Consider the following 17,183-nt stretch of genomic DNA (forward strand, 5'->3'; position numbering starts at 1 on the left):
TTAGAACTGCAAGTACGGCTAATTGGTTTACCCGGCGCCCGTTTTAATTCAAATACAAAGGCCGCTGCCACCGGCAACGGCCTTTGCAAAGTATGGGTAATAGTAGATAGGTTAGGTGATAAGTTTTGCGTTATTAGGTACTTAGTTTGCCTGCCCCTGGTACAGCTCCAGAATCCGTTTCTTCAGGTAGAACTCGCATTTGCTCTGCAGCAGCTCCGCCTGCGACCTGTTCATGTTGTTGAGCGATTCCATGTAAGCAAAGAAATCGATGGAGCCCAGCTCGTAGCGCCGCTTGGCCGACTCAAAAGCACGCTGGGTATACTCCAGGTTAGCGGTGACGGTGTTATACTTCTCGCGGGCGGCCAGCACATCCTGGTAGGCTTGCTGCACCGTCTGGCGAAGCTGGTTTTGGCTGGCCACATAGTCGAGCTCGGCGTTGCGCAGGTCCAGGCGCGCGGTTTGGGTATCGAATTGGCGGCTCAGGCCGTTAAAAATCGGCACGCTCAGGTTCAGGGCTACTACCTTGCGTTGGTTCAGGTCCAGCTGGTCAAAGTAGGGCATCGTCTTGAGGTTTCCGTTTTCAGGGTCTTTGTAAATGTTGCTGGAGTAGTTGGAGCCCAGCATCCCTTCCAGCGAAAGAGTGGGGGAGAAGTTGCTCTTAGCGATCTTGAGCTCGGTTTTAGCGGCATCCAGGCTGGCAGCGGTAGATTTTACCAGAGGCGAGTAGGCCAATGCATTGCTCATTACCTGGTCCTCTGTAGGCAGCTCCATGTGCACCTCATCCGGTGTGGCCGGCAATGCCAGCTGGTAACTCGGCGCGCCCTCCACGTTCATCTCCTGGATGAGCTGGAGCATGGCCCGGCGGTAATTGTTCTGGTGCGTGATCAGGTTGAGTTTCTCAGTGGCTACCTGTGCCTTTATTTGGTATACTTCGTCCATGGCACGCACCCCGGCCTGCTCCAGCTTCTCCATCTGGCTCAGCTGCCCTTCCAGCAGCGCTATCCTGGCTTCCGATATTTTGATGTTCTCTCCGTCCACCAGGGCCTGCAGATAGTAAGCCGTAATGTTGGTTTCTAGGTCTATCTCCGCCTGGTCCTCGGCAAAAGCCCTTGCCTGCGCCAACTGCTTGGACTGCCTGAGCTCATGGAGCTTGGCAAAGCCATCAAACAATACCACCTGCCCCGACACGTATGGGTAGGAGGCTGTGGTGTTGCCCCGCTTCACCTCGCCCGCTACGTTGTCGAACACCAGGCCGTTGGTGCGGCTCACGTCGGCGTTGGCCGAGATGGAAGGCAGGTAGCTATACTTGCTGCGGCGCACGTTAATATCGGCCTTGCTGCTGTTGTAGCGCGCCTGGCGCAGCGCCACGTTGTTCTGGCGGGCCAGGTCCAGGCTTTTTTCCAGCGTCAGGGGCTCTTGCGCGTAGGCGGCGGAAGTTAGGCCAAGGCATAGGGCCAGCCCTCCCAGCTTTGCCAGCAGGGCTTTGGTGGTACATTTTTTCATAGTTTTATTTTATACTAAGTGGCAATGATCCTCTGCAAAGTATAGCTATGCACCCTCAATGCCCAGCCAGGCGTTGCGTAGCTGCAGCTGCTCCGGCGTGGCCATGGGGTCTGGCTTAAGCAGGTGCTGTTGCTCGCGCTTGATGGCCGTGGCCCTCCCTTTCAGCTTCTTCTCCTTCATCTCGCCTTTCTCGTTTAGCCTGCCCACCGTAAAGGTCAGCTTCTCGCCAGGCTTCATGTTCTGCAGATCCTCGCTGATGAGCTGGCGTATGTTAGCCGGGGTGATTTCGGTGCCGTTAAAAGCAAGCAGGAGGTCGTTGTTCCGGAAACCGATCTTGCGGCCAAAGGCATCCATGTCCGTGGTGTCAGCTACCTTAATCTTTCCTGTCTCCTCGTCATAACCCGGGGCAAAGCTGCCGTAGGAGATAATCTCCTGCTGTCCCTTTGGCTGGTACAGGATGCCCACCTTGCGGAACGTCTCCTCCAGCGGAAGCGGCTCCGAGCCCTCGACATACCTGGCAAAGAAATCCCGGATCTCCGGGTAGGTTAGCTCTGCGATTTTATCAAACAGCTCGTCGTCCTTAAAGGCGTTTTCCTTGCCGTAGGTCTTCGACAGGTCGAGCATCAGGTCGCGCAGGCTATACTTGCCCTGGCTGAGCTCGCGCAGCCGCACGTCCAGCACCATCCCTATCAGGGCGCCCTTCTGGTACACGTTGCCATACTCGTTCGCATACTTGTCCAGCACGTTGGCGCTCATCTCGGTAAAGGGCAGGGTGTCGTTGTAGTAGGTCTTGGAGGTGAGGATATAGTCGCGGGTTTTGTCCAGGAACGTGTCCATGTCATAGAGGCCCTCATAGAGCTGCACGTGTGTGGCAAAATACTCTGTCACGCCCTCGTACAGCCACAGGTGCTTCGACATTTTAGGGTTGATGAAGTCGAAGTTGCCGATCTCCTCAGAATGCACGTTCAGGGGCGTTACGATATGGAAGAACTCATGGGCCGCCACGTCGCGAATGGTGCTGCTGAACTGCTCCTCCGGCATCTCGGGCAGAAAGTATACTGAGGAATAGGAGTGCTCCAGGGCTCCGAAAGAACCTGACTTGCCCACACGCTCCGGCACGTAAATCAGGAACGCGTACTTATCCACCGGAAGCGTGCCGCCCAGGTAGCTGCGCTGTGCCTCCAGTATACTTTTAACGTTGGCGGCAATCGGGCCGGAGGTGACACGGCCGCTTGGTGAGTATACCGATACAAGCACATCCGTTCCGCCCAAATCTATGATGGTGGTGTCGGGGCGGTTATACATCAGCGGCGAGTCGGCCAGCTCCACGTAGTTGGGCAGCTCGAAAGTGTCCTGCTTGTCTGTGGTGGCCGCGGCAACCAGCGGAGTGGAGCCGTAGAAGCCCTCGGGCTTGGTGATGTTCAGGGTATAGGGCACCTGCTTCAGGTCATCGAAATAGCCAATGAAGCCGAAGGGGTTGATGAGGAAGTTTTTGCCCTCTTCGATGTTGGTGCCGCCTGGCTCAAACACCACGTCCTCGCGTTTGGGGGCATCAAAGGTATCATCCACCCAATAAGTGATTCTGTCGAGCTGGGTGGCATTGCTTATTTTCCAGCGGTTGGTGTCCAGCCGTTCCACGGCCAGGGTGTCGCCCTTGGCGTTATAAGCCTTAAAGTCGTTTACAAACTTGCCGAAGTCGGAGACGGAGTAAGTGCCGGGTACGATTTTGGGCATGTTGTACACGATGTCGTTTCGGGTGATGGCCGGCGCCTGCACCGTTACCTGCACCCTGTCGTTTTGAGCGTTTGCTAGGTCTACGGTCACGTTATACTTTGTGCTGGCGGGGTTCTGCGGCGCATTGCCGGCCAGGGTTGCCATACTCAGGCTGAGGCAAAGTGTAAGAGCGGTAAAAGTTTTTTTCAGCATAGTGTGTTTCTGTTTCTATCAATTTAACTTCTACGAAGTATAAAGGATAGTCTTTTTAGACAAATAGGCCTAATTTGTAGACCAGCTCTTAAATGCCTTGCCAGCCACCCGACCAACAGATGCAGGAAAAGTATAAATGGTTGCCTGCCTATACTTTCAGGATGATGCCCCGGGGGCCGGCAGGCGTGCCGGCATCCCCGGGATACTCACCATACAAACAAACAACAAACATTTGGGAGTTAAAGAGTTAGAAAGTTTAGGAGTTAGAGAGTTTAGAAGTATAAAAACTATTAACTATTAACTATTAACTATTAACTATACTTTACAGCAGCTCTGCTGCGTGGCGGCGCACGTTCAGGTTTTCGGTTACAATCTGCCCGTCGAACAGGTTAACGATGCGGTGGGCGTACTCGGCGTCGGTGGGAGAGTGCGTTACCATCACCACGGTGGTGCCGGCATCGTTCAGCTCCGACAACAGTTGCATCACCTCGCGGCCATGTACCGAATCCAGGTTACCGGTGGGCTCGTCGGCAAGTATAAGCGCCGGTTCAGACACCACGGCCCGGGCAATGGCGGCACGCTGCTGCTGACCGCCGGAGAGCTGCTGCGGGAAGTGGCTGCGGCGGTGCGCGATGCCCATCCGCTCCATGGCCTGCAGGGTGCGCTGCGCCATCTCCGACTTGGAATAGCCCAGGTAAGCCAGCGGCAGGGCGATGTTCTCCTCCACGGTCAGCTCATCAATCAGGTTAAAGCTCTGGAACACGAAGCCCAGGTTTTGCTTGCGCAGCTTGGCGCGCTGGCGCTCCGACACGTTGGCTACCTCCTGGCCCAAAAACTTAAAGCTGCCCGCCGACGGGCTGTCGAGCATGCCCAGGATGTTGAGCAAGGTGGACTTGCCGCAGCCAGAGGGGCCCATGATAGCCACAAACTCACCACGTTTAATCTTCAGGTCTACCCCGGCCAGGGCGGTCGTTTCCACCGTGTCGGTCACATACTTCTTCTGCAGGTTCTGTGTATCGATGATAAGTTCTTGTGTGCTCATGGTTATTGCTTTTGAAATGAGGTTAACGTTTTATTTTGTACTAATGGCGAATCAATTTTTAAATCACTTCAACTCCAGCTTGTCAATGTCTCCATAGCTGTCGTAGGAGGAGAGGACCACTTTCTCGCCAGGCTGCAGGCCTTCCAGCACTTCGTAATAGTTCGGGTTCTGGCGGCCCAGCTTGATACTACGCTTCTCGGCAGTGCCACCAGCCTCGTTGAGGACGAACACCCAGTTGCCGCCGGTGCTCTGGTAAAAGCCGCCTCGGGGCAAAAGTATAGCCTGGGCACCGTCATTCAGGTTCAGTTTGATCTGTAGCGTTTGGCCGCGTCTAACACCTGCCGGGGTGCCCTCTGCAAACTCCAGGTCCACCTGAAACGTGTTGTTCTGCACCTCCGGGAACACCTTGGCCACGGTTACGTTGTAGCTCTTGCCGTTAAAGTCGAAGGTGCCGCTCAGGCCGGGGTGTATTTTCGAGATATAGTGCTCGTCTATATTGGCCTTCACCTTGTAGCCGTTCAGGTCGTCAATCTGGCCGATGTTCTCGCCAGCGGCCTTCGACTCACCAACCTCTGCCTTCAGGGTGGATAGCTGTCCAGTGAAAGGAGCGGTGACATACAGGTTGTTGAGCGTGTTGCGGGCCATACCAATGTTGGCCTCCATGCGGCGGATGGACTCGTCGAGCTGCTTGAGGCGGTCCGTCATGAGCTGCGCGTCCTGCTTTACAGAGCGCTCCGCCAGGCTTTTGCGGGTCGTCAGGTAATCGTACTCATCTTTGGCCGCCTCATACTCTTCGCGCGAGATTACTTTCTCTTCGATCAGCATTTTGTTGCGGTCATACTTGCGCTGGGCCAGGGCCAGTTGGTACTTTATCTCCGCCAGGTCATTCTCTTTGCGGATCAGGTCCTGCTTCATGGTGATTTCGGAGTTCTGGCGCTCGTTCATCAAATCGTACAGCTGCGTTTCGCGGGTCATGAAGTCAATCTGCAGCGTGGTGTTGGACAGCTTCAGAATCGTGTCGCCTTTCTCTACCATTTTGCCGTCGTCGGTGTAAATCTTCTCCACGCGGCCTCCCTCGGTAATATCCAGGTAAAACGTCTTGAGGGGCTCCACGGTGCCGTCAATGGCGATGAACTCCTGAAACATGCCCTGGCTCACCTGCCCTACGGTAAGGCGCTTGCTATCCACATTAAGTGTGGAGCTGTGCTCGGCAAACAGCAGGTTGTAGAGCAGCAGCGCCAGGCCCGTTGCACCGGCCGCTAGCAGGATTATTTTCTTTGGCGTTACCTTCTTTTTCTCAATGACGCGGTCCATAGTAGTAGATTGAGGTCGTGAGTCCATAGCTTTCATAGTTTCTGTATCCGGTACGCCAATTTACATGCCACGTTTTGTAAGTAATTGAAAATCAAATATTTAACGCAAAGTATAGAGGTGTGGCTATGTCATGAGTGTCCGCTTCCGTACACTTTAGTGTCCTGTACCGAACAGCAATAGGATAGTATAGCTGGGGTTTAGAGGCAGGGAATTTATACTTTGCCGGATGAGGGCAGGCCCTACAAATGAAAAAGGATCTTACCCCTGCCATGGCTTAGCGCCCAAGAGGGAAGCACCCCGTGTTTAGAGGGATGTGGAAGACAGACTGGGTATACCTGCTGAAGCAGGCTTCGGCGGGGAAATGAATGCATGAGTGAGTGTGGGGATTACCTATTCACTCATGCACTCAATCACTCATTCAAAATTAAACCCTACACATACTGCTGGATAACCTGCGTGAGTTGCTGTGCCGGCATCGCCCCGGACTGCCGCCATACTTGCTGGCCTTTGTGGAAAAGTATAAATGTGGGCACCCCCTGTACCCGATACTGGGAGGCGGCAGCCTGGTTGTTGTCCACGTTTATTTTAATCACCTTCAGCTTGCCGTTAAACTGGCTGGCTACCTGCTGAATTACCGGGCTCATGGCTTTGCAGGGGCCGCACCAGTCGGCATAAAAGTCCACCAGCACCGGCATGCCCGGGCTATTTATAAGTTCCTGAAAAGATTTCTTTGCCATTGCTTCTCTTAAAGTATGTCGTGCTACTAATACGTCTGCTTAAACTATACCGTTGGTTTCTCCGGCATACTTGGTTATGAGCCAGTTAGCCGCTTCACCCGCTAGCCGGGCCTGGGTGCTTTACTTTCGAAAGTTAATATTTTAAATATGCTACGTTTAAATTAGAAATTAACTATATTTCGGATCACAACTAAAGCCAAAACAAATATGCCAAAATTCGACGGAACTGAGGGTGCTCCTATAGAAAGGGGCACAGCCGCAAAATGGACCAGGAACTACCGCCAGGGAGCCAAACCAGACCCTGCCCTAGGAGTAGTTGTCAAAGCCCACTTTTTCGGCCGCGAAATACTGGAGAAGATCCTTGCGCAGGATGGCTGCATGGGCATCCGGATGTACTATGCCCGCGATGAGCGGGGCCAGCGGCAGCTGGTGCTGGTAGGTGCCAACGCCGACGGCAACGACATGTTGGAAGGCACCATTGCGGATGGATCTAAGGTATGTCCTCCTGACTGCTCGACGGGAGATTTGGATGAATAATGGAATTTTACATCCAGGAAATATATCCTTGGCTGGCAAACATTTCTTCTTACAGTTTTAGTATACCGCTTCTAGCCGGCCTTTTCCTGATATACAAGCGGAGCAGTTTGCATTTCAATCTGCTCCTGCTTTATACTGCATTTATCGCCTTGGTAGAGATAGCAGGGCAGCTTACCGTGTACCTGGGCACTAGGAACAACCACTGGATACAGCATATTTACACACCTGTGGAGTACCTGCTGCTGGGAATGATTTATTATTATAGCCTTAGGGGGAAGTTTGTGAAGCTTGGGGTGCTGGCAAGTATCGTCTGTGTGGGTATAGTGTGTATGCTGAGCGTGGTTTTAGCAGAAAGCATTACGCAGATGAATACCACACCGCGCATGGTAGCCGGGGCAATGCTGGTCGCTTTGGCCGTATTATACTTTTACCAATCCGCCAGAGAGCCCAACTTTATTTACCTGGACCGGGACCCGATGTTTGTGCTCAGCAGCGGGATTATCGTTTATCAGGCAGGCACTGCCATGGCCTATAGCATGTTTAATGCTGCGTTGGCAGAGTCTTATGATGCGGCTAGGATTTGTCTGTCCATCATTATGGTGCTCAACATTTTGTTTAGAGTTATACTTATGATGGCCCTGCGAAGGACCACCTAACATGAAGACGCTGGACCCACTTATACTCATTACACCCGTCATGCTGATGCTGGCAGTGGGCATCATTGTGTTTGTGGTGCTCTACCAGCGGCGCATGCTGCAGCACCAGGAGCAGCTGCGCGAACTGCAGTCTGTAAAGCAGCAGCAACTGCTGGAGGCGACGCTGCATGCCCAGGAGGAGGAGCGGCGGCGCGTGGCCCGCGACCTGCACGACGAGGTGGGCGCCATGCTGGCCCTCGTCCGCCTGAACCTGCACCAGATGGTGAGCAACACCGAGTGCAAGGATGAGAAGATGCAGGAGGGCGCCCGGCACATGAAGCAGCAACTGGATGAGGTACTGAACAGCGTGCGGCGCATTTCACATGACCTGATGCCGGTGGTGCTGGAGAAAATGGGCCTGGCCCAGGCCTTGGATGCGCTGCGCCGCAACCTGGCTGCCAGCGGGTTTATTAACCTGACCGTCAGCTACAACGATAAAACAAAACGGCTGAAACCCAAACACGAGTTGCTGTTATACCGTATGGTGCAGGAGTTACTCAACAACACCATCAAGCACGCGCAGGCTACGCAGGTTAGCATTGAGTTGCGCTTTTCTCCGTCCGAAACAGTACTTTTGTATAAAGACAACGGGGTAGGCTTTGATATGGCAACCGTGCAGCAGGAACAGGTACCAAGTGGGGGCTTGGGAATTATGAGCCTGCAGAGCCGTGCGGCACTCATGGACGGGAGCATTGAGATTGTTTCCGCTCCCGGAACCGGCACATCTGCCAGTATTACCATACCACAAGCATCACCCGAACACACACAATAACGTACCAACTTAAACCTGTTACTGCACATGGAGTATCAGCCACTCACATTGGCTATTGCCGATGACCACAACTTGTTCCGGAAGGGGGTTCTGGAACTGCTGAAGGCGTTTGATGAAATCACGCTGGTTGCCGACGCGAGCAACGGCGCTGAGCTGCTCGAGAAAATCGAGTCCGATTTACCGGATGTAATCATGCTGGACCTGGAAATGCCGGAGATGGACGGGGTGGCCACGTCCCGGTACCTGCTCTCGAAGTACCCGGATGTGCGCATCCTGGTCATGTCCACTTATGGCGATGAGGCCTTGGTGGAGAGCCTGCTAGAAGAAGGCGTAAAAGGCTACCTGCTCAAAAACTCGGAGCCCGACGAGCTGCGGCAAGCGCTGCAGGCCCTGAAGGCAGGCAAGGGCTTCTTTTCCTCAGGAATTAAAATAGATATGCTCAACTAAGCTTTATACTCAGCTACCCTACCAAAACCCGGCTATGCACAGCCGGGTTTTTTATTTTATACTTTTATAATACTAAAATAAACTTTTTCTGTATTAATCAGTATTACGCTTATATAAGATCAATCTGATATAGGCTTGGTATTATTCAATTGTATTCCTGGAAGTATAATATCGCGGCTAGCTATGCTGGTTGTGGGGGTGCTGCTTTGTGTGCTGGTACTGCCAAATGCACAGGCGCAGAGCCCTATGCAACAGGATACGACTGCGAGGAGGCAGGCAGCGCCGCGGCCTAATCAGTTTGAGGAGGCTGTTCGCAGCTCAGCAGACCTGGAGGTGGACGGCCTGGTGGTGGATGAGACCATCACCAAGATTGGGCGCGACTTCTACGATGTTTTCCACCGGCAGTGGGAAGCCCCTCCCTCGGCAAAGAATTACACCATATTGATTAAAGAACGGCCCACCCGTGGCAATGGCGCGCTGATACAGGTGACACTGAACGATGAGCTGCTGTTTGAGCAGCAGCTGATGCCACGCTACGACGCCATAGAGGAAACGGCCACCTACGTGGCGGAAGGCCTGTTCGATTACCTGGTCCGCAACCAGTTGCAGCAGCAGTTGGAGGCAGAAGGCAGGCAGCAACTGGAAGTTTTCTGAACCTATAAAGTATAACTACCCCTAAAAGTATAAATACCCTTACGATGAGAAAATTCATACTCCCCCTGATGGTAACCCTGGTGCTGGTGCTGGTAAACCTGGTAAGCGCGCAAGCACAGGATCTGGTTTATACCCCTAAAAACCCGGCTTTTGGCGGTAACCCCTACAACTACTCCTGGCTGCAGAGCTCGGCCCAGTCGCAGGATAAGCTCAAGGACCCGAATGCAACCTCGGGCTCAGGTATAAACCGCGACCCGCTGGAGGACTTTAAGAGCAGCCTCAACCGGCAGATACTGAACGAGCTCTCCAGAAAGCTTATCGCCAACCAGTTTGGGGAGGATGGCGTGACGCCAGGCAGCTATACCTTGGGCGACTACCAGATAGACGTAACGGAGGGGCCCGGAGGCGTGAATATTGAAATCGTGGACATCGGAACGGGCAACAGAACGACGGTGACGATACCTTACTACTAACCAAATAGTACCTGCTACTTCAATCACTTCCTACTGCTATACCATCACCCGCTGATATGACCTCTAAAGTTTACAAACCGACGTTTGCCGTCTTGCTAATACTTACGCTCTGGGCCGTGCAGGGCTGCTCTCCATACTTCCACCAGCCCATGCGCACGGCAGAGGCGACCCTTGGCGCCCCCTCGCCAGCTTACAAGGATTTGGTGGAGTTGCCGGAGCCGCAGCAGAAAGTGGTGGCCGCCGTCTATAAGTTCAGGGACCAGACAGGGCAGTATAAACCCTCCGAGATAGGCACCAGCTGGTCTACGGCCGTTACGCAGGGGGCCACCACCATCCTCATCAACTCGCTGGAGGAGTCCGGGTGGTTTACCCCCATTGAGCGCGAGAATTTGGGCAACCTGCTGAACGAGCGCAAGATCATCCGGTCTACGCGCGCAGAGTCGGAGGCCATTACCGGAAAAAAGGAACCCAACCTGCCAGGGCTGCTCTTTGCGGGCATTATACTCGAGGGCGGCATTATCTCCTATGATGCCAACGTGGTGACAGGCGGTGCGGGCGCGCGTTACTTCGGTGCGGGCGGCTCGGGCCAGTACCGCGAGGACAAGGTGACCGTGTACCTCCGGGCTATCTCCTCTAGCACAGGCGAGATTCTGAAGACCGTTTATACTTCCAAAACCATCCTTTCGCAGTCCGTAGACTTTGGCGTGTTCCGATATGTGCACTTCAAGCGGTTGCTGGAGGCCGAGACAGGCTTTACCTATAACGAACCATCCGAAATAGCCGTGAAGGAGGCCATCGACAAAGCCGTGCAAAGTATGGTTATCGAAGGCATGCTGGCCGGGTACTGGCGCCCCAAAAACAAAGCCGACCTGGAGTCGCAGGTGGTGAAGGACTACCTGCAGGAGAAGGAAGATGTGCTCAACAGCGACATACACGGCAACCTGATGGCAGAGCGCCGCAGCCTAGTAGGAGTGGGCGGGGCCGTTGGCGCCATGTACTACAAGGGAGACTACCCCGACTCGAACTTCAGGTTTATGGGCGAGGCCGCCCTAAAGATAAACTCACGTCAGAACATCGGCTTCGATCTCAGGCTGGGCAAGGGCAGGCTATCCACCGAGAGCAACTTTGGAATTGATATCAATTATGCCGAGCTCAACCTCAATTACCTCTTCTTCCCCAAGCTCCGGTACACGCCTTATGTACAGCTGGGTGGCGGCGGGCTGGTAGTCGGCAGCGGGTTCGGGGATATCTTCGACAGCTTTGGCGACAACGGTTTTAATCCTTACGTAAAGGCGGGTCTGGGCATGGAGTACCTCCTCTCCCGCAACATCGGTATTGACATAAGTGCTACCAGTTCTTATTTGCTGGATGATGACCTGGACGATGTGGAGCAAGGGCGCTTCAACGACTATTTCTGGACAGGTAAAATAGGCATAAATTTTTACCTGGGCTTATACAAATAAAGTATAACATTATCAATATTATTTAACTTAAAAATAATATAAAAATAATTACAAAATATGAAACTATAATAATTTATAAAGGTATAGTGATACTGTAAATCATTTTAAACCTTTAAAAATTATAAAAGTATCATGAAGAAAAAAGTAATTTTTGCTGCTGCTGCAGCGATGATGTTCACAGCAGGCTCTGCATTTGCACAAGGCGTAGGTAATGCAGCTACATCAACTCAGGCCGGTACTACCAACGTGGGTACCATCACACAAACAGGCGGTTTAAATAACGTAGCTGATCTTTCCCAGGCCGGCTTGTCCAACACCGCAGAAATAGTGCAAGATTACGGCGCTTACAATGCGGCTTCTGTGTCACAGGTTGGTACAGAGAACAACGCCTTTGTTTGGCAGGATGGTGGTGTAGGCCACGACGCTGACGTTGACCAGGAAGGCACGCTGAATGACGCTTACGTGGATCAGTGGGAAGGCGAAGGCAGCCATGCCGACGTAAACCAGGAGGGTGAAGGCAACTTCGCTGAAGTACTGCAGTATTTTGGCGAGGACAACAACGTTGAAGTGGACCAGGATGGCAACTACAACGAAGCCCTTGTGCACCAGTTTGGAGGCGAGAACCATGATGCCGACGTAACGCAGGATGGCGACTACAACTATGCTCACATCGACCAGACCGAAGGTGAGAGCAATGATGCCGACATCGATCAGGATGGCGACTGGAACATCGCTTACATCAACCAGACCAACGGGGAAGACAACGATGCCGACATTGAGCAGGACGGAGACCTGAACACTGCTGCAATCTATCAGGATGGTGGTGAAAACAACGACTCAGACATTGACCAAGACGGCGACTTTAACACCGCAGTTGTTGTACAGGTAGGTGGCGAGAGCAACGACGGCGACGTTTACCAGGATGGTGCATTTAACTCTGCTTTTATCACGCAGGTGGATGGTTTCAGAAACGATGCCGAGATCAGACAGGATGGACTTGCTAACAGTGCTACGATTTCCCAGTTGGGAGGTGCGTACAACGTCGCTGCCGTAGACCAGTATGGTCTGGGCAACAGCGCTCAGGTTAGCCAGTTCTTGGGTTACAGCAACGTAGCTGATGTTGACCAGGATGGCTGGTTCAACAGCGCGGCAGTAAGTCAGACGGGTGAGTATAACACTGCTTCAGTTGCTCAGGACGGTATCCTGAATAGCGCTGCTGTGCTGCAGGCTGGTTCAGGCAACACAGCCACTGTCAGCCAGATGGGCTTTGGCAACAGCGCTGCAGTAATACAGTCTGGCGCTGGCAACGTAAGCACTGTTATCCAGCACTAATCGCTTACTTAGATAACTCTTCAGCTGGTAAGGCACCGGATTTCCGGTGCCTTATTTTCTTTTTATACTTCGGGCAAATAAAGCGACGCTTCAATTGTTTCGTACGGCCTAAGCCTGGTTCGGAAGAGGATTGAAAAAGTATAAAAATTAACAAGATTAGTGTAACTAGTTGATATAAGTAAAGTATAATTTAATTGTAAATTATTTTAAACCTCAATTAGTTACATGCTATGAAGAACAAATTTATTTGCGCAGCAGCATTATCTGCTATGCTGCTCGCATCAGGGGCAAGCTATGCCCAAAGCAACAACACAGCTACCTCCTCACAAGCAGGCAACACCAACAGCGCTGTTATCGAGCAGCTGGGAGGTGTAAACAATGCAGCGGGAGCTTCCCAGGTCGGCGACAACAACGTGGCCAGTGTTTTACAAATTGGCGGCATGGAGAACGAAGCCTACATTGAACAGGCGGGGCTTGCCAATACAGCTACTGTTTTGCAGGAAAGCGGTGTTAGCAATGACGTTGACATTTACCAGGAGGGAGACGGCAATATGGCTATCGTGGAGCAGACGGCTGGGGAGAACAATGACGTGGAGATTTCTCAGGATGGTGCGCTTAACGTGGCAGAGGCGTTTCAGTATTTGGGAGAGAACAACGATGCTGATATCGTGCAGGATGGGGATATGAATATTGGTGGCATCTTCCAGGAGGCAGGTGAGAGTAACGATGCAGATATCTATCAACTCGGCTCAAATCTAAGTGCAATAATATTCCAACTCAGTGGCTATAGAAATGATGCTGAAGTAAATCAGTATGAGACTGATCATGTAGCAGATATATGGCAAGTTGAGGGTGAAAATAACACTGCCCGGATAGATCAGAGCGGATGGAGAAATAGCGCTTCGATAACTCAGGAGGGCGGCGCTAACAATGAAGCTGTCATAGACCAGCTCAATGACTTTATTAACGAGAATAATCGTGCTAACATCCTGCAGTCAGGCGGCAGTGGTAATAGTGCTCTTATTGATCAAAATAGCGATTATAGTAGAGCCAGCATTACCCAGTTGGAAGGTGTAAATAACAACGCCACTGTCATTCAATACAATATGGGTATGATAGGGGAAATCCTTCAAGACGGCGGCCAGGATAACACTGCCTTCATCGACCAAGATGGTTTGGGTTCCATTGCCTTCATCGAACAACTCGGGGGGTTGGCTAATATAGCGAGTATCATTCAGAGCACCTTTGGAGATCGCGCAGATATTTATCAGTACGGTGGCGATAACAATACCGCCTCTATTGAGCAGGACGGCACTTTCTCAAGAGCCGTTATTACACAGGACATGGGCTCTTACAACAATGCTAGCATCCTACAGGAAACAGGAGATGGTCTGGCTGAGATCTACCAAACCGGTGTGATGAATACTGCTTCGATTACGCAAAGCGGCGAGTTTCAGAATGCTTCCATCTCGCAAAGCGGAACAGGCAATACTACTGTGATTGTACAGCAGTAGCACTTATAAATTAGATGCCTCTTTCAAAAGCTGCAGGGTTACACCTGCAGCCATTTGCTTTTGCCTATTTGCAAAAGGTTATGGTCAGCTTATCATTGTAAAGTATAAATGGAGAAACCAGCTTGTTTTCCAAGAGAATAGCCTTACTGCAAGATGTAGGGTCAGTTCCAAAACCTCTTAAACGCATAAAACTTAATTAGCTATGAAAAACAACTTTATCAGTGCCGCAGCATTAGCAGCTTTGTTGCTCGCATCAGGGACAGCCTCTGCCCAAAGTAACGGGAACACTGTCATTACCGAACAGAGAGGAGCTGACAACGCTGCTTCTGTCGAACAGGTTGGCGGTACAGAGAACAGCGCTGTAGTGTCTCAAAGAGGCGCTTCCAACATCGTTTCGGTGGAACAACTAAGAGGAGCGGGGAACCTGGCCGAAGTCACACAACGTGGCAAAGGTAATTCCGGAGAAGTTGTTCAGGAAGAGGTTATTAATAACGTCATGGTAATCCGGCAGCAGGGAGAGGTAAACAGTGCCTTGAGTTACCAGGGGAACGGGGAAAATAATGAGGCTAGTATGGTGCAGCAAGGGGAAAACAATGATGCTTTTATTGAGCAGTTTGATGGGGATGATAATAAAGCCGAGCTAAAACAGAACGGTAATTCCAATAGAGCGGGTTTGTCTCAGGATGATGTTGACAACCATATAATAAAAGTTGAGCAGTATGGGAATAATAATGAAGCGTATGCCTGGCAGTTATGGAATACCTTTAATAGCATCGACATCATCCAAAATGGGTCCTTCAACTTTTCTCTGGTGGGCCAATTAAGCAGTGATTATAACAGTGCTTATGTTGAACAACTCGGAACTGGCAATAGTGCTTTCATAAGTCAGTGGGAAACCAGGAACAACAGTGCTAGTATTAGCCAGCAAGGTGAACTGAATAGCGCTGAGATATATCAGCAGGGTGGTTTCTATGATTTTTACAATTATCACGTGGCACGTATAGCCCAAGCAGGTGAAGCAAACGGAGCTATCATATACCAGGAAGGCGGCGTTAGCTTTGAGGCGGATGTATACCAGGCAGGGGAGAATAACCGTGTTACTGTAGAACAAGTAAGCGGAGAAAATAGCGACGCGGAGATTATTCAGGATGGTGCGCTTAACGTAGCCGAGGTGTATCAGTACCTGGGGGAGAACAACGATGCCGATATTGTGCAGGATGGAGTAATGAGCACCGCTGGTATCTATCAGACAGGAGGGGAAAGCAACGATGCGGATATTACACAGGAAATAAGCATTGAAAATGAGGCTATGATAGTGCAGGACGGAGGCTATGATAATGAAGCCGAAATTTATCAAATCTATGACTATCATAGTGCTTCTATAGAGCAAATAGGTGGCGAAAGTAATGAGGCTTATATTAACCAGAGAAGTGATTATAATAATGCCTCCATTATTCAGGTGGATGGTCTGAATAACTATGCCAGCATTCATCAGAGCGGCGAAGGGGGTTGGTCATCTATCCTACAGGAAGGTGGGCAGGATAATAGTGCGACAATTGATCAATCCCTTTTGGGTTCAGCTGCAATCATCGAACAAATTGGAGGTTTAGCTAATACCGCAGATGTGTTCCAGCTCAGTTTCGGAGATCGGGCAGAAATTTATCAATATGGTGGGGATAACAATACCGCCTCTATTGCGCAGGATGGTGTCTACTCTGTATCAAGAATTACACAGGACATGGGCTCTTACAACAATGCTAGCATCCTACAGGAAACGGTAGACAGTTTGGCTGAGATCTACCAAACCGGTGTGATGAATACTGCCTCTATTACGCAAAGCGGCGAGCTTCAGAATGCTTCTATCTCGCAAAGCGGAACAGGCAATACCACTGTAATTGTACAGCAATAAAGTATAAAAAATACTCCGTGATGAGCAGAAAGCTCATCACGGAGTATTACAAAATTATATCTCATGAAAAAACTAATCTTTACGCTACTAGCTTTAACAGCATTTGCACTGAACAGCGCACTGGCGCAATCGGGCGGCAGCGAGGAAGTTATACTTGACAACCTGCGCGCTAAAAGTATAGGAACTACCGCTGCCGGTGGGAATATAGCCACTACCTACCAGGAGGGAGGCGCCAATGTGTCGATGGTGCAGCAGGTACAGACAAGCACGGTAGCCAACCAGGTAAACGTGCTGCAGGTGGGCAGCTTTAACCAGGCGGCGCTGCAGCAAACCGGGGCCGGAATCCGGGCTACGGTAAACCAGTTTGGCAACTACAACAGCTTCGAGTCGAGTATGACAGGGGCCAACCTTACTTCGAATGTCGTGCAACTTGGCAACGGGAACAGCATTACGCAGCAGGTGCAGGGAAGCAACCTAAACTACGGCCTTTTGCAGTATGGCGACAACAACACCATCAACCAGATAGAGACCAGCCCAGGCTCGCGCTCTTACAAGGTGGTGCAGGAGGGAAACAACATGAACATCACCATCGAGCAAAGCGCAGGCTTTGTTCCGGTAACGGTTCGGCAGCAATAACTGCTGCTGGTAAGCATATCTTCTTGGTTGTTATACTTCTGCATATCTATGTCTTTCTGGCCATAGAAAGTATAGGTGGTTTATACTTTCTATATTATGTGATTTTACCTTTAAAATATTAGATAAAAATAGCTTATTGTCTAAACCTTATATTTATATATACAGTATAATAATTGCAATCCAAAATTGACTTATTGTGCTGCTGTATTCTTTCCTTCTCACCTGACAA

16 protein-coding genes are annotated in these 17,183 nt (G+C 51.2%); 11 read left to right on the top strand and 5 right to left on the bottom strand.

Going from position 1 to position 17,183, the window contains the following annotated elements:
- Positions 1-141 precede the first annotated feature (141 nt).
- From C8N40_RS04580 to trxA, 5 genes are all read right to left on the bottom strand, one after another.
- Positions 142-1,503 carry a TolC family protein gene (locus C8N40_RS04580; RefSeq protein WP_108210610.1) on the bottom strand — a complete coding sequence of 454 codons (1,362 nt, stop codon included), beginning with the start codon at positions 1,501-1,503 and terminating at the stop codon, positions 142-144.
- Positions 1,504-1,548: 45 nt separating this feature from the next.
- On the bottom strand, positions 1,549-3,429 hold the full coding sequence (locus C8N40_RS04585) for a M61 family metallopeptidase (protein WP_170114020.1): 1,881 nt from the start codon (positions 3,427-3,429) through the stop codon (positions 1,549-1,551).
- Between the two features lie 322 nt (positions 3,430-3,751).
- Positions 3,752-4,453: an ABC transporter ATP-binding protein gene (locus C8N40_RS04590; protein ID WP_175491093.1), complete on the bottom strand. Its 702-nt coding sequence runs from the start codon at positions 4,451-4,453 to the stop codon at positions 3,752-3,754.
- An 81-nt stretch (positions 4,454-4,534) separates the two neighbouring features.
- Entirely contained in the window at positions 4,535-5,821 is a 1,287-nt protein-coding gene (locus C8N40_RS04595; protein ID WP_245904991.1) for an efflux RND transporter periplasmic adaptor subunit, read from the bottom strand.
- A 395-nt stretch (positions 5,822-6,216) separates the two neighbouring features.
- Positions 6,217-6,522, bottom strand: coding sequence for a thioredoxin (trxA, locus tag C8N40_RS04600; protein WP_092103055.1), 306 nt, complete (start codon positions 6,520-6,522; stop codon positions 6,217-6,219).
- Positions 6,523-6,729: 207 nt separating this feature from the next.
- On the opposite strand from trxA, the gene C8N40_RS04605 reads away from it, so the two are divergent.
- The 11 genes from C8N40_RS04605 to C8N40_RS04655 all read left to right on the top strand — a co-directional run bounded on the left by C8N40_RS04605 (position 6,730) and on the right by C8N40_RS04655 (position 16,954).
- Positions 6,730-7,059 (top strand): hypothetical protein, encoded by a 330-nt coding sequence (locus C8N40_RS04605; RefSeq protein WP_108210612.1) that lies wholly within the window; start codon positions 6,730-6,732, stop codon positions 7,057-7,059.
- A gap of 149 nt (positions 7,060-7,208) precedes the next feature.
- Positions 7,209-7,715 carry a hypothetical protein gene (locus C8N40_RS04610; protein WP_146173509.1) on the top strand — a complete coding sequence of 169 codons (507 nt, stop codon included), beginning with the start codon at positions 7,209-7,211 and terminating at the stop codon, positions 7,713-7,715.
- A 1-nt stretch (position 7,716) separates the two neighbouring features.
- Positions 7,717-8,526: a sensor histidine kinase gene (locus C8N40_RS04615; RefSeq protein WP_108210614.1), complete on the top strand. Its 810-nt coding sequence runs from the start codon at positions 7,717-7,719 to the stop codon at positions 8,524-8,526.
- A gap of 27 nt (positions 8,527-8,553) precedes the next feature.
- Positions 8,554-8,973, top strand: a complete 420-nt coding sequence (locus C8N40_RS04620) for a response regulator (RefSeq protein ID WP_108210615.1) — start codon at positions 8,554-8,556, stop codon at positions 8,971-8,973.
- A 183-nt stretch (positions 8,974-9,156) separates the two neighbouring features.
- Positions 9,157-9,627 carry a CsgE family curli-type amyloid fiber assembly protein gene (locus tag C8N40_RS04625; protein ID WP_108210616.1) on the top strand — a complete coding sequence of 157 codons (471 nt, stop codon included), beginning with the start codon at positions 9,157-9,159 and terminating at the stop codon, positions 9,625-9,627.
- A 44-nt stretch (positions 9,628-9,671) separates the two neighbouring features.
- Complete coding sequence (locus C8N40_RS04630; protein WP_108210617.1) at positions 9,672-10,100, top strand: curli production assembly/transport component CsgF; 429 nt, start codon at positions 9,672-9,674, stop codon at positions 10,098-10,100.
- 56 nt (positions 10,101-10,156) lie between these two features.
- Positions 10,157-11,563, top strand: coding sequence for a CsgG/HfaB family protein (locus C8N40_RS04635; protein ID WP_108210618.1), 1,407 nt, complete (start codon positions 10,157-10,159; stop codon positions 11,561-11,563).
- Positions 11,564-11,695: 132 nt separating this feature from the next.
- Entirely contained in the window at positions 11,696-12,895 is a 1,200-nt protein-coding gene (locus tag C8N40_RS04640) for a hypothetical protein (RefSeq protein WP_108210619.1), read from the top strand.
- A gap of 230 nt (positions 12,896-13,125) precedes the next feature.
- Positions 13,126-14,409: a hypothetical protein gene (locus C8N40_RS04645; RefSeq protein WP_108210620.1), complete on the top strand. Its 1,284-nt coding sequence runs from the start codon at positions 13,126-13,128 to the stop codon at positions 14,407-14,409.
- A 202-nt stretch (positions 14,410-14,611) separates the two neighbouring features.
- Positions 14,612-16,318: a hypothetical protein gene (locus C8N40_RS04650; protein WP_108210621.1), complete on the top strand. Its 1,707-nt coding sequence runs from the start codon at positions 14,612-14,614 to the stop codon at positions 16,316-16,318.
- A 63-nt stretch (positions 16,319-16,381) separates the two neighbouring features.
- Complete coding sequence (locus C8N40_RS04655) at positions 16,382-16,954, top strand: hypothetical protein (RefSeq protein WP_108210622.1); 573 nt, start codon at positions 16,382-16,384, stop codon at positions 16,952-16,954.
- Positions 16,955-17,183 lie beyond the last annotated feature (229 nt).

The organism is Pontibacter mucosus, from assembly GCF_003054055.1.
GTDB lineage: Bacteria > Bacteroidota > Bacteroidia > Cytophagales > Hymenobacteraceae > Pontibacter > Pontibacter mucosus.

Coding starts and splice junctions, on each gene's coding strand:
- C8N40_RS04580 (WP_108210610.1), bottom strand. CDS start 1,503: ATGAAAAAATGTACCACCAAAGCCCTGCTGGCAAAGCTGGGAGGGCTG.
- C8N40_RS04585 (WP_170114020.1), bottom strand. CDS start 3,429: ATGCTGAAAAAAACTTTTACCGCTCTTACACTTTGCCTCAGCCTGAGT.
- C8N40_RS04595 (WP_245904991.1), bottom strand. CDS start 5,821: ATGAAAGCTATGGACTCACGACCTCAATCTACTACTATGGACCGCGTC.
- trxA (WP_092103055.1), bottom strand. CDS start 6,522: ATGGCAAAGAAATCTTTTCAGGAACTTATAAATAGCCCGGGCATGCCG.
- C8N40_RS04605 (WP_108210612.1), top strand. CDS start 6,730: ATGCCAAAATTCGACGGAACTGAGGGTGCTCCTATAGAAAGGGGCACA.
- C8N40_RS04615 (WP_108210614.1), top strand. CDS start 7,717: ATGAAGACGCTGGACCCACTTATACTCATTACACCCGTCATGCTGATG.
- C8N40_RS04620 (WP_108210615.1), top strand. CDS start 8,554: ATGGAGTATCAGCCACTCACATTGGCTATTGCCGATGACCACAACTTG.
- C8N40_RS04625 (WP_108210616.1), top strand. CDS start 9,157: ATGCTGGTTGTGGGGGTGCTGCTTTGTGTGCTGGTACTGCCAAATGCA.
- C8N40_RS04630 (WP_108210617.1), top strand. CDS start 9,672: ATGAGAAAATTCATACTCCCCCTGATGGTAACCCTGGTGCTGGTGCTG.
- C8N40_RS04635 (WP_108210618.1), top strand. CDS start 10,157: ATGACCTCTAAAGTTTACAAACCGACGTTTGCCGTCTTGCTAATACTT.
- C8N40_RS04640 (WP_108210619.1), top strand. CDS start 11,696: ATGAAGAAAAAAGTAATTTTTGCTGCTGCTGCAGCGATGATGTTCACA.
- C8N40_RS04645 (WP_108210620.1), top strand. CDS start 13,126: ATGAAGAACAAATTTATTTGCGCAGCAGCATTATCTGCTATGCTGCTC.
- C8N40_RS04650 (WP_108210621.1), top strand. CDS start 14,612: ATGAAAAACAACTTTATCAGTGCCGCAGCATTAGCAGCTTTGTTGCTC.
- C8N40_RS04655 (WP_108210622.1), top strand. CDS start 16,382: ATGAAAAAACTAATCTTTACGCTACTAGCTTTAACAGCATTTGCACTG.